The sequence below is a fragment of the Pedobacter humicola genome (assembly GCF_056490705.1).
In genome coordinates this window covers 44,621-62,741 of the sequence record NZ_JBWJIG010000005.1, presented here as the reverse complement: position 1 = coordinate 62,741, position 18,121 = coordinate 44,621, and the positions used below count along the sequence as shown (strand labels likewise).

At 38.1% G+C, this 18,121-nt stretch carries 17 protein-coding genes and 1 tRNA gene; 13 read left to right on the top strand and 5 right to left on the bottom strand.

The window, feature by feature from the left end; all coding sequences use genetic code 11:
* Positions 1 to 11 precede the first annotated feature (11 nt).
* Together AC04Q1_RS09995 and AC04Q1_RS09990 are read right to left on the bottom strand one after the other, a co-directional pair.
* The gene (locus tag AC04Q1_RS09995) at positions 12 to 485 is read right to left on the bottom strand and encodes a hypothetical protein (protein WP_478364183.1); all 474 of its coding nucleotides are present in this window, start codon (positions 483 to 485) and stop codon (positions 12 to 14) included.
* 269 nt (positions 486 to 754) lie between these two features.
* Complete coding sequence (locus AC04Q1_RS09990; protein ID WP_478364181.1) at positions 755 to 1,834, bottom strand: mechanosensitive ion channel family protein; 1,080 nt, start codon at positions 1,832 to 1,834, stop codon at positions 755 to 757.
* Between the two features lie 149 nt (positions 1,835 to 1,983).
* Between AC04Q1_RS09990 and pnuC the strand changes: the two genes are divergently transcribed.
* From pnuC to tsf, 7 genes are all read left to right on the top strand, one after another.
* Positions 1,984 to 2,646, top strand: coding sequence for a nicotinamide riboside transporter PnuC (gene pnuC, locus AC04Q1_RS09985; protein WP_478364179.1), 663 nt, complete (start codon positions 1,984 to 1,986; stop codon positions 2,644 to 2,646).
* Positions 2,643 to 3,608, top strand: coding sequence for an AAA family ATPase (locus tag AC04Q1_RS09980; protein ID WP_478364177.1), 966 nt, complete (start codon positions 2,643 to 2,645; stop codon positions 3,606 to 3,608). Before pnuC ends, AC04Q1_RS09980 begins: the two co-directional genes overlap by 4 nt.
* 40 nt (positions 3,609 to 3,648) lie before the next feature.
* On the top strand, positions 3,649 to 4,188 hold the full coding sequence (locus AC04Q1_RS09975; RefSeq protein ID WP_478364175.1) for an ORF6N domain-containing protein: 540 nt from the start codon (positions 3,649 to 3,651) through the stop codon (positions 4,186 to 4,188).
* A gap of 416 nt (positions 4,189 to 4,604) precedes the next feature.
* The gene (gene rplM / locus AC04Q1_RS09970) at positions 4,605 to 5,048 is read left to right on the top strand and encodes a 50S ribosomal protein L13 (protein WP_010602007.1); all 444 of its coding nucleotides are present in this window, start codon (positions 4,605 to 4,607) and stop codon (positions 5,046 to 5,048) included.
* Between the two features lie 3 nt (positions 5,049 to 5,051).
* Positions 5,052 to 5,438, top strand: a complete 387-nt coding sequence (rpsI, locus tag AC04Q1_RS09965) for a 30S ribosomal protein S9 (protein ID WP_029279076.1) — start codon at positions 5,052 to 5,054, stop codon at positions 5,436 to 5,438.
* 18 nt (positions 5,439 to 5,456) lie between these two features.
* On the top strand, positions 5,457 to 6,317 hold the full coding sequence (gene rpsB / locus AC04Q1_RS09960; protein ID WP_316846049.1) for a 30S ribosomal protein S2: 861 nt from the start codon (positions 5,457 to 5,459) through the stop codon (positions 6,315 to 6,317).
* Between the two features lie 129 nt (positions 6,318 to 6,446).
* Positions 6,447 to 7,292: a translation elongation factor Ts gene (gene tsf, locus AC04Q1_RS09955; protein ID WP_478364172.1), complete on the top strand. Its 846-nt coding sequence runs from the start codon at positions 6,447 to 6,449 to the stop codon at positions 7,290 to 7,292.
* Between the two features lie 100 nt (positions 7,293 to 7,392).
* Here tsf and AC04Q1_RS09950 read toward each other — a convergent pair whose 3' ends face one another.
* Entirely contained in the window at positions 7,393 to 8,598 is a 1,206-nt protein-coding gene (locus AC04Q1_RS09950; protein ID WP_478364170.1) for a metallophosphoesterase, read from the bottom strand.
* Positions 8,599 to 8,684: 86 nt separating this feature from the next.
* Between AC04Q1_RS09950 and nagA the strand changes: the two genes are divergently transcribed.
* From nagA to frr, 5 genes are all read left to right on the top strand, one after another.
* Entirely contained in the window at positions 8,685 to 9,776 is a 1,092-nt protein-coding gene (gene nagA / locus AC04Q1_RS09945) for an N-acetylglucosamine-6-phosphate deacetylase (protein ID WP_478364168.1), read from the top strand.
* Between the two features lie 11 nt (positions 9,777 to 9,787).
* Positions 9,788 to 10,750: an MBL fold metallo-hydrolase gene (locus tag AC04Q1_RS09940; RefSeq protein ID WP_478364166.1), complete on the top strand. Its 963-nt coding sequence runs from the start codon at positions 9,788 to 9,790 to the stop codon at positions 10,748 to 10,750.
* 131 nt (positions 10,751 to 10,881) lie between these two features.
* Positions 10,882 to 14,151, top strand: coding sequence for a TonB-dependent receptor (locus AC04Q1_RS09935; protein WP_478364164.1), 3,270 nt, complete (start codon positions 10,882 to 10,884; stop codon positions 14,149 to 14,151).
* Positions 14,152 to 14,321: 170 nt separating this feature from the next.
* Positions 14,322 to 15,026, top strand: a complete 705-nt coding sequence (gene pyrH, locus AC04Q1_RS09930; RefSeq protein WP_478364162.1) for a UMP kinase — start codon at positions 14,322 to 14,324, stop codon at positions 15,024 to 15,026.
* Between the two features lie 39 nt (positions 15,027 to 15,065).
* Positions 15,066 to 15,629 (top strand): ribosome recycling factor, encoded by a 564-nt coding sequence (gene frr / locus AC04Q1_RS09925; protein ID WP_478364160.1) that lies wholly within the window; start codon positions 15,066 to 15,068, stop codon positions 15,627 to 15,629.
* Positions 15,630 to 15,689: 60 nt separating this feature from the next.
* Here the strand turns inward: frr and AC04Q1_RS09920 are convergent, their stop codons facing one another.
* Both AC04Q1_RS09920 and AC04Q1_RS09915 read right to left on the bottom strand, forming a co-directional pair.
* On the bottom strand, positions 15,690 to 16,706 hold the full coding sequence (locus AC04Q1_RS09920) for a LacI family DNA-binding transcriptional regulator (RefSeq protein WP_478364158.1): 1,017 nt from the start codon (positions 16,704 to 16,706) through the stop codon (positions 15,690 to 15,692).
* Between the two features lie 153 nt (positions 16,707 to 16,859).
* Positions 16,860 to 17,004 (bottom strand) — tRNA-Asp (locus AC04Q1_RS09915).
* 343 nt (positions 17,005 to 17,347) lie between these two features.
* Between AC04Q1_RS09915 and AC04Q1_RS09910 the strand changes: the two genes are divergently transcribed.
* The gene (locus AC04Q1_RS09910) at positions 17,348 to 17,824 is read left to right on the top strand and encodes an Lrp/AsnC ligand binding domain-containing protein (protein ID WP_056848148.1); all 477 of its coding nucleotides are present in this window, start codon (positions 17,348 to 17,350) and stop codon (positions 17,822 to 17,824) included.
* Positions 17,825 to 18,121 lie beyond the last annotated feature (297 nt).

Genomic DNA, 18,121 nt, shown 5'->3' with positions numbered 1-18,121 from the left:
GAATAAATAGATTAGTAATCGTATTTGTGGGTATAATCAGTTGTAGAGGTAACGTTAAAATTTTGGTCATTTGTAACAACCTCTCCATTTACCTCGGCTTTAAAGCTAACTTTATAGGATGGATTCGTTGCGCCAGGATTTAAACACTGTTGACTTGTAGTCACTAACCTTAATGGAGTGGTACTTTCAATAATATAGGTTTTAGTATCACCTAAAAAATCATTTTTACCTAAAGAGATTGCCGTTTCATTGCTTTTGGTTACCCCGTTAACTTTCCAGATGGTTTTGGCATTATCCAATGTTGCGCCAACAAACACAAATGAAACATAATCCTGATCCTCTACACCATTTACAGTAATGGTAAACTTGAAGTTTTTACCATCAGTATCGGTAGGTGTTAAAGCATCATCTTTTTTACAAGAAAACAATAAGGTTAAGGCTAAGAAGGGAAGAATAGTGAAAATTACTTTTTTAAAATTTTTCATAAAATGAGATTAGATAAATGATTTTTTTTCGCTAAAAATCAATAACTATGCCATTTACAGATTGGGAAAAGCCATTTTAATGTACTAAAGTCAAATCAAAAAATACAATTTTCTGATTACCAGTTTTATAAAAATGAAATTTAATATTAAAAAATAACGGTGCAGATGTTTTCGAAGTTTCTACCATTATTTTGAAAATGCACAGATATTTAGACAGAAATAAAATTTAGAACCGGTTGATTCCGCTCATGTTATCGGTTGATATAAATTTAAATATCCTCAACCTTATTCTTAAACGCCACTCTTTTCTTCGGTAAGCTGTCCGGATAATTTATCTGGATAAACGAAATCATGGCTTCCCTTACATGGCAACGTAAATCGAAAGCACGGGAAGAGTTTGAAGCACTCATCAGAAAACGTATTTCAATCGTGCCATCTTTTGTACTATCGGTAACCTGTACTACATTTACGCGTTTATCCCAAAGCGGATCTGAATTAAGTAACCGGGTCAGTTCCTGCCGCATCGGTTCAATGGGGATGGTATAATCAAGGTATAAAAAAACTGTCCCGAGTAGGTCGGCAGAAACACGTGTCCAGTTTTGAAAGGGCTTTTCGATGAAATAAGTAATCGGCAGGATGAGCCGCCGCTGATCCCAGATATTCACCACCACATAGGTTAATGTGATCTCCTCAACCTTACCCCATTCACCTTCCACAATTAAAACATCATCGATCCTTATTGGCTGCGTAAAAGCAATCTGAAAACCAGCCAATAAATTCCCCAGTGATTTTTGCGCAGCAAACCCGATGATAATCCCGCCTATACCCACACCGGTAAGAAGACCTGCACCGATTTTACGCATACTCTCAAAACTCAGCAAAATAATAGCAGCAGTAATTAAAATAATGAGCGATACAATGAATTTGCGCACGAACTGCAGTTGCGTCCTGATTTTACGCTCTTTCAGATTGTTTTCTTTATTCAAGTCGTATTTCAGATAGAAATAATCCTCCAAAACATTGATTAAGCGAACTAATATTAAGGCGAAAGTGATGGTCAGGGCTATTTCTAATATTTTGGTTAAGGGCAGCCGGAATGCTGGCGACATTTCCATTAATGTTATAGAGAAATTAAGCAGCAACAATGGTATAAAAACAGCAACAGGTCTTCTTAAATGTTTAATGGTCGATTTTATAATGATAAAATCCCACCAACGTGAAAGTAGTATAAAGATTTTATGGATAATAAATTTGATTAGCAAACCAAACAATACGGCTACTAAACCGATTATCAGGTTCTTCAAAAACAAAGGAATGGGATAACCGGAAATCTGGTCGATATATTGCATAAAAGAAATTTGCTGGTTAAATAAATATGGCGATTAGCCATTAGGTATTCTTATAACAGCTATGTTTTTGGATTGTTTGACAACAGAAAACCAATAGCCGCAAATAAATTATTTACATTAGCATTTTGTAGATCTTCTAAAAGAAAGAGATGGATTTTTTCGATGCCCACAGTATATTTTTTACGGTTCTTGAATATAAAATGAGCTATCTGGAATTCTTCGCGGTAATTACAGGAATTATTTCAGTTGTGCTCTCCGCAAAAGCAAGTATCTGGAGCTGGCCAGCCGGTATTGTAAATGTATTCTTATCTGCTTTTTTATATTATCAGAACCAACTTTACCCCGATATGTTTTTGATGGTTTTCTTTTTTGTAACCAACATTATGGGCTGGTGGCGATGGGCTAATCCCAAACCTGGAGAAGAAGATAAAAACAAGGAACTCAAAATCAGTTTTATGCCGATAAAACAGTTTCTAATTTTATTGGCTGCAGGTATTGTTGGCACGTTAGTGTTGGGTATGTTAGCTAGCCAGCTCCATAATTGGCTCCCATTACTGTTCAACCTACCAAGCGCTTATCCTTTTGTTGATTCATTTATTTTTGTGATGAGTGTAATCACCACTTTTCTAATGATCCAGAAAAGGATAGAATGCTGGATTATCTGGTTAATCATCGATGTTGTGGCTACTTACCTATACTTTTTAAAGGGCATTAAATTTATGGGCGTAGAATATTTTGTTTTTACCATTATTGCCGCATTTGCTTTATGGCATTGGATAAAAGAATATAGAAGCTATTCTAAAACCGCATGAAAATAGGTTTGGTAATCGGTAAGTTCATGCCCATCCATAATGGACATGTTGCATTGATCAATTTTGCAGCTGCGCATTGCGATGAACTGATCGTATCGATGAGTTTCACTCCAGATGATAAGATTGATCCGGTTTTGCGTTTCGAATGGATAAAAGAGATTTTTAAAGATCAGCCGAATGTTAAACCCGCTATTATTGCTGATAATTTTGACGATGAAACTCTTCCTTTAAACGAACGAACCAATATCTGGGCGATCAGGATGCGCGAGGTTTATCCAAAAATCGACATTCTTTTTAGTTCTGAGTATTATGGAACTCCCTTCGCCTGTAACTTGCAGGCAGAACATATCCTGTTCGATGAACCAAGAATATTTGTTCCGGTTTCTGCTACACTGATTAGAAATAATCCGTTTCTATATTGGGAATTTATACCAGAAGTGGTCCGCCCTTATTTTGTAAAGAAGATATGTTTCTACGGCCCTGAAAGTACAGGAAAATCAACCATGGCAAAAAACATGGCTATGCATTATGGAACTGCTTTTGTACCTGAGGTTGCTCGAGAATTAATCACTTCCAATGATATCACTGTTGATGATATTATTAAAATCGGAACGGCACAAACACAAAGGGTAAAAGAAAAAACCAAAATCGCCCATAAAATTCTTTTTTGTGATACCGATTTAATTACCACCAAAATTTATTCACAATATTATTTAAACGAGGTTCCAAACATCCTTAACGATCTTGAAAATGAAATCAAGTACGATTTATATTTTCTACTGGATATTGATGTAGATTGGGTAGCAGATCACCTGCGCGATTTCGGAAATCGGCGCCTGGAAATGTTCGAACTTTTTAAGGCTGAACTTGAGAAACGTAACATTAGTCATATCATCATCAGTGGGAATTATACAGAAAGGGAAGAAAAAATCAAGAAAATTATAGATTCAATTTTGGTGTAAAAATCTATTTTTTGTATCTTCAATTTAAATCCAAAATGATATGACAGCTAAAGAAGCGCTTCCTATCATCCCTGACAATACTTTAATTAATAAAATTTACGAGCTAAGAGGCCTTAAGGTGATGCTCGATAGCGATCTGGCCGAGCTTTATGGCGTAGAAACCAAACGGCTCAATGAGCAAGTGGGCAGAAACTCTGATAGGTTTCCCGAAGATTTCATGTTCCAACTCACTAGCGAAGAATGGGAATCTTTGAGGTCGCAATTTGCGACCTCAAAAAAAGGAAGAGGCGGAAGGACCTATTTACCAAATGTTTTTACCGAACACGGCGTGCTTATGCTTTCTAGTGTATTACACAGCAAACAAGCCATTCAGGTAAATATTCAGATTGTTAGGGTTTTCTCCCGTATCCGTCAATTTATTATTGATAGCGGCGAACTCAAGCTCGAAATCGAAACCATCAAACAAAAAGTAAATAACCAGGATAAAAACATCGAACTGGTTTTTGCTTACCTGGATAGATTAATCGAGAAGCAAAATACGCCAAGAAAGAGAATGGGCTATAAGCCAGATGATCTGTGAACCTGCATTTAAGTATTTGTGCTCTTTACCTCTAACTGTTAATAATTTTACTCGTCCGATTTTAAAAAAGGGGATTGTAGCGATATCCTTTTAATAAATTGGCTCCGTTCACAATGCCAGGCTGAGGCTCGAAGAATCTGCAACCGATGAACAGATGCTTTGTACAGCAGCATTTAAAAGATTAAGTATTAAGCCAGATTGAAGCCAACCGAAGAAATACAGCTTCTGTTTTACAGACAGTTTAAAATCAACACCAAAAGTTTAGAGGTGAAATAAATTCAGCACGAGGATCACAAAAAAACAATATCATGAAAAATTTTCGCTCCAACTATTTGATAATAAAAGTATTCTATCTATCTTTGCAGTCCCAAATTTAATGGGAATAATAAATTGTTTAATAAATTAAATACAAGCAAGTGAATACGTTAAGTTACAAAACTGTCTCGGCCAATGCGAAAACTGTTAACAAACAGTGGATTGTTGTTGATGCGCAAGGCGAGATTTTGGGGCGCTTGTCATCGAAGATCGCTATGATCATCCGTGGTAAAAACAAGCCTGAGTACACCCCACACGTAGATTGCGGCGATAACGTAATTGTTATCAATGCAGACAAGGTTAAATTGACAGGAAACAAATTCAGCGAAAAGCAATATGTTTCTTATACTGGTTATCCAGGTGGTCAACGTTTTATTTCTCCTAAGGAGTTAATGGCGAAACACCCTCAACGTGTAATCGAGAAAGCGGTACGTGGTATGTTACCGAAAACTAAATTGGGTAAAAAACTTTACACCAATCTTTTTGTGTATGCAGGTGAAACTCACCCTCATGCAGCTCAATCTCCAAAAACCATTAAACTTTAAGAAATGTCAGTTACTAACACTTCAGGAAGAAGAAAAACAGCTGTTGCACGTATCTACTTAAAAGATGGTGCTGGCGCAATTACCGTTAACGGTAAAGATCACAAAGTATATTTCCCTACTTTACCTTTACAATATATCGTAAACCAAAGTTTAGAGGTTTCTGAACTGGTTGGCCGTTATGATATCACTGTAAATGTTCAAGGCGGTGGAGTAAAAGGACAAGCAGAAGCTGTTCGTTTAGCTATTGCTAAAGCGATTGTTGAACTAGATGCGGAGAAAAAACCTGCATTACGTGCTAAAGGCCTAATGACGCGTGATATGCGTATGGTTGAGCGTAAGAAACCAGGACGTGCTAAAGCTCGTAAGAAATTCCAATTCAGTAAACGTTAATCACAGGAGGCAAAGACAATGGCAAGAACAACTTATCAAGACTTATTGGATGCAGGTGTACACTTTGGTCACCTTACCCGTAAATGGAATCCAAAAATGGCTCCTTACATTTTCATGGAGCGTAATGGAATTCACATTATAGATTTAAATAAAACTTTAACCAAAACTGAAGAAGCTGCGGCTGCGATTAAACAAATCGTAAAATCAGGACGTAAAGTATTATTCGTTTCTACTAAGAAACAAGCTAAAGGAATCGTAGCTGAACAAGCTAAAAAAGTAAATATGCCTTTCGTAACCGAACGTTGGTTAGGTGGTATGTTAACCAACTTCGCTACTGTTCGCAAGTCAATCAAAAAGATGTCTAACATCGATAAAATGACTAAAGACGGTACTTATGCGATTTTATCTAAAAAAGAGCGTTTAATGATTCAACGTGAGCGTATTAAATTAGAATCACTTTTAGGTGGTATCGCTGATTTAAACCGTTTACCTGCAGCTTTATTCTTAATTGATGTTAAGAAAGAGCACATCGCAGTAACTGAAGCGTTAAAATTAAACATCCCAACTTTTGCGATGGTTGATACAAACTCTGATCCTTCTAACATTGATTTCCCTATCCCAGCGAATGATGATGCTACAAAATCAATTTCTTTAATTACTGATGTAATTATCAAAGCTATTGAAGAAGGTTTAGATGAGCGTAAACGCGAAAAAGATGATGAAGCTGAAAAAGAAGCAGTAGCAGCGAAAGTTGCAGCTGATGCTCCTGAAGCAAAAGAACCTAGAGCAGCTGGCGAGAAAAGACCAACTACTAAAAAGGTAACTGCCGAAGCAGAAGTTGAAGCGCCTTCATCAGAAGAAACTAAAACAGAAGAATAGTAATATTTTTTAATTGCAGGTTACTGGTTTCAGGTTTTAAGTTGGCTTAACATAAGTTTAACTTGGCGCTTGTAACTTGTAACCTGTAATTGTTATAACAAGATTGTAAACTTTAAAAAAGGAAATAAAATGTCTACAGTACAAATTACTGCCGCAGATGTAAATAAACTACGCCAACAAACTGGCGCTGGTATGATGGATTGCAAAAAAGCTTTAGTTGAAGCTAATGGCGATTTCGAAGCAGCAGTTGATTTATTGCGCAAAAAAGGTCAAAAAGTATCTGCCGCTCGTTCTGGTAATGCTACTTCTGAAGGTCTGGTATCAATCGCTGTTTCAGCCGATGGCACAAATGGTAAATTAGTGGCTTTAGCTTGCGAAACTGAACCAGTTTCTAAAGTTGAAGATTTCCGTAACCTGGCTCAGGCCGTTTTAGCTGCTGCAGTTGCCAACAATCCTGCTTCAGCTGAAGAATTATCAGCAATTACTTTAGAAGACGGACGTACAGTTGCCGAAACCATCACTGAATTAACAGGTAAAATCGGAGAGAAAATCGTTATTCAGGAGTACGCAAATATCTCTGGTGAGAAAATCGTTTCATATATCCATTCTAATGGTAAAATGGGTGTTTTAGTGGTATTTGAAGGAGTTAATGGCGTAGATATTACTGAAGCTGGTAAAGATGTTGCGATGCAAATTGCTGCAATGAACCCGGTTGCTGTTGATAAAGAAGGTGTTGATCCTGCTACGATTCAACGTGAAATTGAAATTGCGAAAGATGTAATCCGTGCTGAAGGCAAACCAGAAGAAATGGTTGAGAAAATCGCTGCTGGTAAATTGAACAAATTCTACAAAGACAGTACTTTATTAAACCAAGAGTTTGTTAAAGACGGTTCAATGGATGTTCGTAAATACTTAGATAATACTTCTAAAGGATTAACAGTATCTGCTTTCAAACGTGTACAATTAGGTGCATAAGCACTAAAAACATATTTTAAAAAGCTCCAAGAAAAATTGGGGCTTTTTTTATGTCTTTACTTTAGCCGAGGAGGTCAAGTTTTAAAAACTTGGTCTCCTTCTACTTCCTAAGTGCAGTATAGGCCCCTACTTCCTTTCCCGAATCATCAAGCATACTCACTATTACTTTATTTTTATCTGCTATTATTTTAGTGATCGTTCTTATGCCATCTTTTGGCCCACCCCCAATAATCAATGGATAATGATTTAAGTTCTTATCAGGCTGATGTACCATATATTTATGGGTATGGCCGCTTAATACCAGATCTACTTTTCCCTGGTTTAATAAAGGTTCGAACAATTCGGTACAATGTTTTGGTCCGTGGGCATCTCCCGAAAAACGCGGCGGAATATGCATCATGACGATCCGGAAAGGCGCCTTTTTAAATGCTTTGGAATTGATTTCTGATTTAAACCATTCTGCCTGCTGCCTCCTGTACTCATCGAAATTTACAATGCCCGCATAAACCGGATGTGCATCTTCTTTATCTTCACCAGTATCTAAAATTACAAAACGAACCGGCCCTAAAGTAAAAGCGGCATGGCCAACATGCATATAATACTGCGGAAATTCGCGTGCAAATTTACCACGCGTTTCGTGGTTACCCCTTACGTAAATAAAAGGTGTTTTCTTAGCAAAATTTTCTACACAAGGCTGAAGCATGTGATCAATAATCTGCGTTTCATCTGTTTGGTAATCGAATATGTCACCGTTAAAGAAGATAAAATCCTGTTTTTTTTCAGGAACCAAACCCAGCAAATGAGGGATTGATTCCGGGCGATCGTGTGTATCATTCAACATTAAAAATGAAATCTCTTCCTTAGCAAAATCTGCATTCACAAATTCTTCAACCGCACTGCTTACCGTTTCCCCATAGGTTAATTTATAAGGCCGAAAATCCTTAATCTCTTTAGAAACGATTTTATAATAATATTTTATCCCAGGTTTTAGATTCGAAAGTGTTACAGCATTCAGTTTACTATTGGCCTGCATCAAACCCAATTCGGCCTTCCCATAAGCTTTTTGGTTTAATTGATCGGCCTGCTCACCAAACTCCACCCAGCCAGCAGCATTTTTATTGGTCAGCCAAAGCACGGTCATCGAGTCATTAAAATTGGTCTGCAAATATGGACCAACCGTGATCTTAAATGCATCTTCCTTATCGGTTACTTCGGCTATTGCTGCCGATGGCGCTACCAGTGTTGCCGCACTTAAGGCTAGGCCGGCCTTTAAAAAACTTCTTCTACTTGGCTGATTTTCATTCATTTGGTTAAGATTTATCTTAGTACCAAATATATAGCGACAATATTTAACTTTGACCGTGTAAGCTTAAATTTACTCAAACGTTTGATATGCCTAAAGTAATTACCAATATATCCTATTTTCAGGATAACGATCTGAAAAAGAACCGAGACATCTTAATTGAAAGTGATACCATTTCAACTATTAAAGATTCAGATAGTCAAGAAATCAGTCATTCTTTACTAATTCCCGGATTTATTGACCTACAGATTTATGGGGCCGGAGAAAGGCTCTTCTCAGCTGATCCGACTGTCGAATCATTAACTATCATGGAAAACGATCTGCTAAAAAAAGGGACTACAGGATTTTTGGCCTGCATGGCAACAAATTCTCCAGAGGTTTTTAATGATTGTATCAAAGCCGCAAAAGAACATCGCTCAACAGCTAAAAATTGCCTGGGCTTACATTTAGAAGGGCCGTTTTTAAACCCAAAACGCTTAGGGGCACATGTGCCGGCATTTGTACGAAAAGCTTCTTTAGATGAAATTAAAAAACTGATCGATTTTGGAGATGGCGTAATTAAAATGATGACCATTGCACCCGAGCTTCAGGATGATGAAGTGATTGAATATTTGTTGAACAACGGAGTAGTTGTTTCATTGGGGCACAGCAATGCAACTTTTGATGAGGCCACAGCTGCTTATAATAAAGGCATTCAAACGACAACCCACCTATTTAATGCCATGAGCCCAATCCATCACCGTGAACCGGGTATTCCTACTGCCGTTTTCAGTCACGATAAAGCGATGGCAAGCATTATTGCTGATGGTCAACATTTAGACTTCGAGGTGGTTAAATTTGCACAGAAACTCTTAAAAGAGCGTTTATTTCTCATTACTGATGCAGTTACCGCCTGTTCTACCGGGCCGTATCAGCATGTTGAGAAGGGAAATAAATATGTAATGCCCGATGGCACGCTTTCCGGTTCGTCGCTCACCATGTTAGAAGCTGTTAAAAACTGTGTATCACATTGCGACATTAATTTGAATGAGGCGATCAAAATGGGCACACAATATCCGGCTAAATTAATTGGGATCGAAAATCTTACTGCAAGCATTGAAATTGGCCATAAAGCAAACTTATTGGTTATTGATGATGAACTGAATTTAAAAGAAGTAATCTTCAAAGGCGAAACGATATAATACGTATAGATATGTTCAAAAAAATCTTCCCCGCGTTGATTTGCATTTCAGTTTTCACCATTAATGGTTGGGCACAAGAAAAAAATACTTCTTTTACAGTTATTCCCCTTGGAGTTAAAGGCGGCGATGATGAGAGTAATTTATCTTCATACATGATTGCCCCAAAAGGTAGCGAAAAATATATCTGTTTAGACGCCGGCACCATAAACGCAGGTATTCAAAAGGCAATTGATCACAAATCGTTAAAAGGAATAAGTGAAGAAATTCAGCGTAAACAGATTAAGGGATATCTGATCTCACATGCACACTTAGATCATGTAGCAGGCCTGATTATCAACTCACCGGCAGATACTACAAAAAATATTTACGGCCTGCATTCTGTGATGAATATCTTAAGGGATAAATACTTTACCTGGGATGCATGGGCCAACTTTGCCAATGAGGGCGAAAAACCACAATTAAAAAAATATACTTATACCCCACTCACAGAAGGCATTCCTTATCCGCTTGAGGGAACAGAAATGAAAGTGAGGGCGTTTGAACTAAGCCATGGCAATCCATATAAAAGTACGGCATTTTTAGTCAGCCATCACGAAAGCTATGTTTTGTATCTGGGCGATACCGGAGCAGATGAAATTGAAAAATCAGATAAACTTGCCAGGTTATGGCATACCATAGCACCGATTATTAATGCAGGACAGCTAAAGGCAATTTTTTTGGAGGTTTCTTTCCCTAATGAGCAGCCTGATCAACAATTATTCGGACACCTTACACCAAAGCTTTTTTATCGTGAATTAGCCAAACTCGAAAGTTTAACCAATGAAAAAGCTTTTAAAAAGATATCTTTTATTGTAACCCACACCAAACCCCCACAGAAAACCGCCGAAAAAGTAAAAACACAATTAATTTCAGGCAAATCGAAAGATTTAAAGTTATTATTTCCTGAACAGGGCAAGCGTTTAACAATTAATTAATATAAATAGAACATTAGCAGCATTAAGCGCGTGTATTTTTGTGAAAATGTGAATAAAACATCATAATTTTAAGTACCATGAGGCGACAATAAATTATAATTGCTTTATCACTAACAAAAAAACATAAACTAATGAAAAAACTACTACTATTATTCTCATTTATGCTGGCAATAACCATTAGTGGTTTTGCGCAAGGCGTTACAACCGCATCATTTATTGGTACGGTTAAAGACCAGAAAGGGGTAATACCCGGTGCGACAGTTACTGCCGTGCACATTCCCTCAGGTACAAAATACGCAACAATTACCAGGGCCGATGGCCGGTACAACCTTCCTAACGTCCGTGTAGGTGGTCCATATACTGTTAAAATAAGCTATATCGGCTACAATGAACTGGTGAAAGAAAATCTGAGCACCACTATCGGAGAAGACCTAAGGGTTGATGCTTCATTAACCGAAACATCACAAAACTTAGCCGATGTTGTGGTAAAGGGAACCCAGGATAAAGTGATCAACTCATCCAGAACCGGAGCCAGGGAAACCATTACCCGACAGCAGATCGATAATTTGCCAACCATAAGCCGTTCATTATCCGATTTTACCAAATTAACCCCATCAGCAAATTCGACAACAGTCGGCGGTTTAAGTTTTGGCGGCAGAAGCGGTTCTTATAACAACCTAACGGTTGATGGTGCTTTGTTTAACAACTCGTTCGGATTATCTGGTAGTTTAGGCGGACAGGCCAACTCTCAACCAATATCACTGGATGCGATAGAGCAGATCCAGGTAGATATTGCGCCATATGATGTACGCCAGGGATCTTTTACAGGAGCGGGTATCAATACCATTGTAAAATCGGGAACAAATGACTTTAAGGGTTCGGCTTATTATTACACCAGAGGTACCGATTTAACAGGCTACTCAGCCGGAGTTACCAAAATACCAGTTGTCGACTTTAAGTACAACCAACGTGGTTTAAATATTGGCGGACCGATCATAAAAGACAAATTGTTTTTCTTTGTTTCAGGTGAACAAGAGCGGATCAGTACACCTGCTACCTCTTTTGTAGCTTCAAGACCAGGTTTATCAGGAGCCAATGTTTCGGCTGCAGATGCGGCAACCTTGGATAAACTATCAAACTATTTGATGAGCAAGTACAATTACGCTACAGGTCCATACGAGAATTATCCATACGAAACGAAAAGTGATAAAATAACCGCGAAAATCGATTGGAACATTAATGCCAACAATACTCTAAGCGCGAAGTATTTTTATTTAAAATCGAACAGGCAGGTGGTGGCCAGCGGATCGGGTATCCCTGCAGGCTTAAATGGTAGCCGTTCGCCTTCTTCAACCTCCATGCCTTACTTTGGATCGAGTTATACCATCAACAACAACTTTAATATTGGCATCGTAGAGTTAAATACCAGGATTGGCAACAGTATGTCGAACAAATTAACACTTGGCTATTCTGCCTTGAGAGATTTCAGAGCTTCAAACGGTGCTGAATTGCCAATGGTTGATATCGGCAATGGAAACGGTGGTATTTTAACCAGTTTCGGCTACGAGGTTTTTACCGCAAACAATATATTAAACTCAGATATCTACCAGTTTTCTGATGATTTTTCCATCTATGCCGGTAAACACGAAATCACTATTGGAACCAGCAACCAGCTAAATAAATTTTTGAATGGTTTTGCACCAAACTACAATGGCCTGTATTATTTCAGAACGGCCGACGATTTTATGAACAATGCACCTGCTGTAAGTTATTCTTACCGCAATTCTGCCCTGTCGGATGGTGCTTTCCCATTCGCGAAAATGTCGTCTTACAACTTGAGTTTATATGCACAGGACAAGTATCAGGTTAGCGATAATTTCAAGTTAACCTATGGCATACGGGCAGATTATACCTATTTCCCTACCAAATTAGATCCTAACCCCAACCTGGCAGCATTAACTTTCCAAAACGGTTTACAGGTAGATATTTCTAAATTCCCGAACAAAAAATTATTATTCTCGCCGCGAATAGGTTTCAATTATGACGTTTTTGGTGATAAAACCACACAATTGCGCGGTGGAACCGGAATCTTTACCGGCCAGGTCCCTTATGTTTGGATATCCAACCAGGCTTCAAATACCGGAACATTATTCAGTTCAGCTACCGTTTCAACAACTGGAGATCCGCGCCTGATTTTCAACCCGAATGTAAATGCCAACCGCCCGGCACCAGGCACGGTTAATGCCAATACTTCATACGAGGTAGATGCCACATCAAAAGATTTCAAATACCCTCAAATCTGGAGAACTAATGTTGCGGTTGACCAGAAACTACCAATGGGTATCATTGCAACCATAGAGGCCTCATTTACCAAAGATATCAATGCTGTAAATTTCTCGAATGCAGCATTGCCTAACAATGCTACAGGTTTGATTACAATCCCGGGCATTGAAGGACAACAACGCTATACCGTAAAATCTACACAGACGGGTACAACAGCGGCAAATCCGTCGATATCGCCGTTTATTTATATGCAGAATACCAAAAAAGGTTATTCTTATTTCATTACAGGTCAATTACAAAAATCATTTTTAAACGGATTTAACGCTAGCGCAGCCTATACTTACAGCCAGTCGCGATCGGTTAATGATGGTGGTTCTACAGCAAGCTCAATCTGGTCGCAGAGAGCCATTGCAGGCGATGCAAATTCAGATGTTTTAGCGAACACGAATTTTATTCAGCCGAACAGGGTTATTGCTTCATTGAGTTATAAAAGAGAATATTTTAAACATGCCGCAACTACAATCGGTTTAATTTTCGAGTCAGCCAATAATGGTGCATTCAGTTATGTTTCATCTGGCGATATCAATAACGATGGCGGCGCAAACGACCTGCTTTACATCCCGCAAAATCAAGGTGACATTACCTTGGTACCAGATTTTGTTGGCGATACGCGCACTTCAGCACAGATCTGGAATCAGTTAAATGCTTACATCAGCCAGGACAGTTACCTAAGCAAACACAGAGGTGAATTTGCCAAAAGGAATGGCGCGATCATGTCGTACTTTAAAAGAGCCGACTTACACATTGCACAGGATTTCTTTGTTGGTCCTAAAGGAAAAAGAAATACGCTTCAGTTTACTTTGGATATCATCAACTTGGGCAACATGTTAAATAGCGACTGGGGCCTATATCAAACACCAAATATCCCTTTATCTACTTATAACACGGCGGTATTGTTAGCGTATAAGGGTTTAGATCCGGTTTCAGGGAAAGCGACATATTCTTTTCCATACCAGGATAAGGCCAATTTAACACCATACACCACCACCTATAAAAACATTACTGATCAGATTTCACGCTGGCAGGCACAATTTGGTGTCCGTTACATTTTTAACTAAGTTATACTGGTATTATGGCTCGCCAGAGCGCAATAAAATGATATAAGAATAGGAGCAATATTTTAGGGTATTGCTCCTTTTTCTTAAAATCAGTATTTCTATTTAAATATTTACATCAATTGTTAAAAAGCATAGCCAGGTATTAAAAAATTGTTAATATTTTTGAGGTCATGAAATACAAACGCATCCTACTTAAGCTTAGCGGAGAATCGCTAATGGGCGACAAACAATACGGCATTGATAATGAACGCGTTAAGCAATATGCAGAAGATATCAAAGCTGTACACGATAAAGGTTTAGAAATCGCAATCGTAATTGGTGGAGGAAATATTTTTAGAGGCTTAAGTGCCGAAAAAAGTGGGATGGACAGGGCACAGGCCGATTATATGGGTATGTTGGCTACTGTAATCAATTCTATGGCCTTACAAGATGCTTTAGAAAAAGTGGGTATTAAAACACGCTTGCTTACTGCAATCAAAATGGAGCAAATCTGTGAGCCGTTTATCCGCAGAAGAGCAGTGCGTCACTTAGAAAAAGGCCGTGTGGTTATTTTTGGTGCCGGAACCGGAAATCCATATTTCACAACCGATTCTGCAGCAGCATTACGTGCTATCGAAATTAAAGCTGATGTGGTGTTAAAAGGAACACGGGTAGATGGAATTTATACTGCAGATCCTGAAAAAGATCCTTTAGCGACTAAATATTCCGAAATTTCATTCAGAGAAGTTTACGACAAAGGCCTAAATGTAATGGATATGACGGCTTTCACCCTTTGTGAGGAAAACCAGGTACCCATTATTGTGTTTGATATGAACAAACATGGTAATTTCATGAAAATCGCTAATGGCGAACCTATTGGAACGCTTGTTAAATAAGGAATAAAAATTATTATTTTTGTAGAAATACACACAATTATGAACGACCTCATACAATTACAATTACTGGATGCTCAATCTGCAATGGATAGAGCTATCGATCATTGTGAATCTGAATTAACAAAAATCAGAGCTGGTAAAGCATCAGCTGGAATGTTGGATGGAATCTATGTTGATTATTATGGTGCATCAACAGCATTATCACAGGTATCTGCCATTAATACCCCTGATGCCAGAACAATTGTAATCCAACCCTGGGAAAAATCGCTTTTAAGCCCGATCGAAAAGGCCATACAGGTAGCCAACATCGGCATCAATCCACAGAACGATGGTATCGTAATCCGCTTAGTGGTTCCTCCTTTAACAGAAGAACGTAGAAGAGACCTGGTAAAAAAGGTTAAGGAGGAAGCAGAAAGAGGACGCATTACGGTTCGAAACATCCGTAAAGATGCAAATACCAAAATTCAAAAATTAAAAGGTGAAGGTGTTTCTGATGATGAAATTAAAACAGGCGAAGGTGAAGTACAAAAATTGACCGATGCTTATATCATTAAGGTTGATAAACATGCTGAGGCTAAAGAAAAAGACATCATGACAGTTTAAGCTGTTATAAATATAATTTGAGGAGGGAATGGATTTAAATCTATTCCCTTTTTTATGGTATTATTTTTTCAGGCTCGACGCCCTTACGTTTAATAGTGTTGGAAGTGATACCTGTGTATTTTCAACAGGTTTTCCCGCTTTTTTTAATTTGTTCAATAAAATTTTCATAATGTTTTCCGCAATGGCTTCAAGCGGCTGTGCGATAGCGGTAACAGGCGGATCGCAGAATTCCAGAATTTCGAAATCATCGAAAGAAACAACTGCCAAATCTTTATGGATCCGAACACCTGATTTCCTGAAAGTTCTTAAACCATCCAAGCAGATATAGTTGGCTGCAAAAATTACGGCATCAAGCTGTTTTTCTTCTTTAAAAAACTTAGTCATTTCCTGAATGGATGCCGAGGAACTCACATAGTTGATTTTCTTCACAATTGCCGGCAGATGATGTTTTTCGACAGCAGTTTCGTAACCCGACAAGCGGTCTACCATTTGCTGCTGAACAGTATCTATGGTTACAAAACCAATTTTTTTATATCCATTGTTAATCAGGTGTTCAGTGGCTTCGAAAGTGCTGTTTTTGTTATCGATAATGACGTAATCGGTTTTTACATCCTGCACGTATCTATCAAACAAAACTACCGGTGCATCAGTTTGAATGAGTTTTTTTACCTCTTCTTCCAATCCCTCTGGTAAGGCCATAATATAACCGTCAACATGCCTGTCTTTAAAAATCTGCAATAATTCTATAGCTTTTTCAGTATCATTCCGCGTGCTGCTAAATAGAATTTTGTAGCCAAGGCTAGAAGCAATTTCATCAATTCGGCGGGCTATACCCGAGAAAAACGGCTCAGAAATATCATCTACCAGGAAACCTATAATTTTTGTTTTGCCCGTTCTTAAACTCGTGGCAAGGGCATTCGGCTGATAATTTAGTTCTGCAACAAGTTCTAAAACTTTTTTGGTAAGCGATTCGCTAATATTTTTTTCTCTGGCCTTTCCATTGATTACAAATGATACGGTAGTAATGGAAATATTTAATTGTTTAGCTATATCTTTTATGGAAACACGTTTCTTCATCACAGGCATTACACGGGTATAATATTAATTATTGCGGTAATATAACAATATATCTACAAAAATATAATCGTTTTTTGAAAACTAGCCCTAAAAAGAAAAAGAGCAACCTATCCAGGATTGCTCAATTAACTAACTTATTATTCATAAAAAATGCTGTTGGGGAAGGAGTCGAACCTTCAAGGGGTAGTTAGCTACAGTTCAAAAAATTAATTTGTGGTCAACCCAATAAACTGCGTTTGTCCCATTATTCCCCACCACCGAGACAAGGAGGCGTGTCTGCCAATTTCACCACCCAACATTATAGTCCTTAGTCCAAAGTCTGCAGTCGCAAGTCTAAAAAACTATTGACTCTTGACTTAGGACTAAAGTCGCTGTAGGGGAAGGAATCGAACCTTCAAGGAGTGGTTAGTACCGAAACCGGTATATTCCCATTATTCTCCGCCACCGAGACAAGGAGGTGTGTCTGCCTGTTTCACCACCCTACATTATGTTAAACAATTTTGAAAGAACGTTTCCTTTTTGTTAATTGCTTGATACAAATGTAAAGGATCAACCAATACCTTGCAAATATTTTAAACAATTAATTTTATTTTTATAATATTGATAAATATTCGTAAATTCGCTTATCATAATTCAAAAATATGCTTAAAAAAGACAATTCCAATTTAGAAATTGACAACCTGGACATCGATATATTAAAACAATTGATGCAGGATGCCACTAAGCCCTATACAGAAATTGCTAAGGATCTGATTGTTTCTGGCGGAACAATACATGTAAGGATGAAGAAATTGCAGGAAATGGGGATTATAAAGGGTTCGCACTTAATCATTGATCCACAGAAGGCTGGATATGATATATGCGCCTTTTTGGGTATCTACCTTGAAAAAGGAATCCAATACAAAGATGCGGTTGCCCAACTGAGCAAAATTAAGGAAGTGGTAGAATTACATTATACCACGGGTTCTTATAGCATGTTCGCCAAAATAATCTGTAGAGATACCAATCACTTGCGCCATGTGTTAAACGAAGAAATCCAGGCGGTAAATGGAATCCAGCGTACGGAGACATTAATCTCCCTAGAGGAGAGTATTAAGCGCCAGATTGAGCTGGGATAAGGGGGAGAAAGATCAAAGCAGAAAGACTAAAGGCGAAAGCCATAATCCGTGCAATCAAACCGAAGGAAAAAGAATTAAGCTAATTGTTTTTGAGGAACAGCTGAGCTTAAATGATCTGATATGCTTTATATGGTAAATAGCAATGGGCATTATATAACCTTGTTTATTTGAAAATTAACGCTCAGTATTACTTCGGGAACAACAGTCCCGTTATCCGCTATAGTCCCGATGCAAATTTGGTGTTGATCTATCGGTAAAGGATCGGGAGCTATCGCTGCTACCGGGTTTATGAGCATC

Excerpts from the sequence above, each read along its gene's own strand:
- AC04Q1_RS09995 (WP_478364183.1), bottom strand. The coding sequence starts at position 485 with ATGAAAAATTTTAAAAAAGTAATTTTCACTATTCTTCCCTTCTTAGCC.
- AC04Q1_RS09920 (WP_478364158.1), bottom strand. The coding sequence starts at position 16,706 with ATGAAGAAACGTGTTTCCATAAAAGATATAGCTAAACAATTAAATATT.
- rpsI (WP_029279076.1), top strand. The coding sequence starts at position 5,052 with ATGTCAGTTACTAACACTTCAGGAAGAAGAAAAACAGCTGTTGCACGT.
- AC04Q1_RS09940 (WP_478364166.1), top strand. The coding sequence starts at position 9,788 with ATGTTCAAAAAAATCTTCCCCGCGTTGATTTGCATTTCAGTTTTCACC.
- AC04Q1_RS09950 (WP_478364170.1), bottom strand. The coding sequence starts at position 8,598 with ATGAATGAAAATCAGCCAAGTAGAAGAAGTTTTTTAAAGGCCGGCCTA.
- nagA (WP_478364168.1), top strand. The coding sequence starts at position 8,685 with ATGCCTAAAGTAATTACCAATATATCCTATTTTCAGGATAACGATCTG.
- tsf (WP_478364172.1), top strand. The coding sequence starts at position 6,447 with ATGTCTACAGTACAAATTACTGCCGCAGATGTAAATAAACTACGCCAA.
- AC04Q1_RS09990 (WP_478364181.1), bottom strand. The coding sequence starts at position 1,834 with ATGCAATATATCGACCAGATTTCCGGTTATCCCATTCCTTTGTTTTTG.
- pnuC (WP_478364179.1), top strand. The coding sequence starts at position 1,984 with ATGGATTTTTTCGATGCCCACAGTATATTTTTTACGGTTCTTGAATAT.
- AC04Q1_RS09980 (WP_478364177.1), top strand. The coding sequence starts at position 2,643 with ATGAAAATAGGTTTGGTAATCGGTAAGTTCATGCCCATCCATAATGGA.
- AC04Q1_RS09935 (WP_478364164.1), top strand. The coding sequence starts at position 10,882 with ATGAAAAAACTACTACTATTATTCTCATTTATGCTGGCAATAACCATT.
- pyrH (WP_478364162.1), top strand. The coding sequence starts at position 14,322 with ATGAAATACAAACGCATCCTACTTAAGCTTAGCGGAGAATCGCTAATG.
- rpsB (WP_316846049.1), top strand. The coding sequence starts at position 5,457 with ATGGCAAGAACAACTTATCAAGACTTATTGGATGCAGGTGTACACTTT.
- AC04Q1_RS09975 (WP_478364175.1), top strand. The coding sequence starts at position 3,649 with ATGACAGCTAAAGAAGCGCTTCCTATCATCCCTGACAATACTTTAATT.
- AC04Q1_RS09910 (WP_056848148.1), top strand. The coding sequence starts at position 17,348 with ATGCTTAAAAAAGACAATTCCAATTTAGAAATTGACAACCTGGACATC.
- frr (WP_478364160.1), top strand. The coding sequence starts at position 15,066 with ATGAACGACCTCATACAATTACAATTACTGGATGCTCAATCTGCAATG.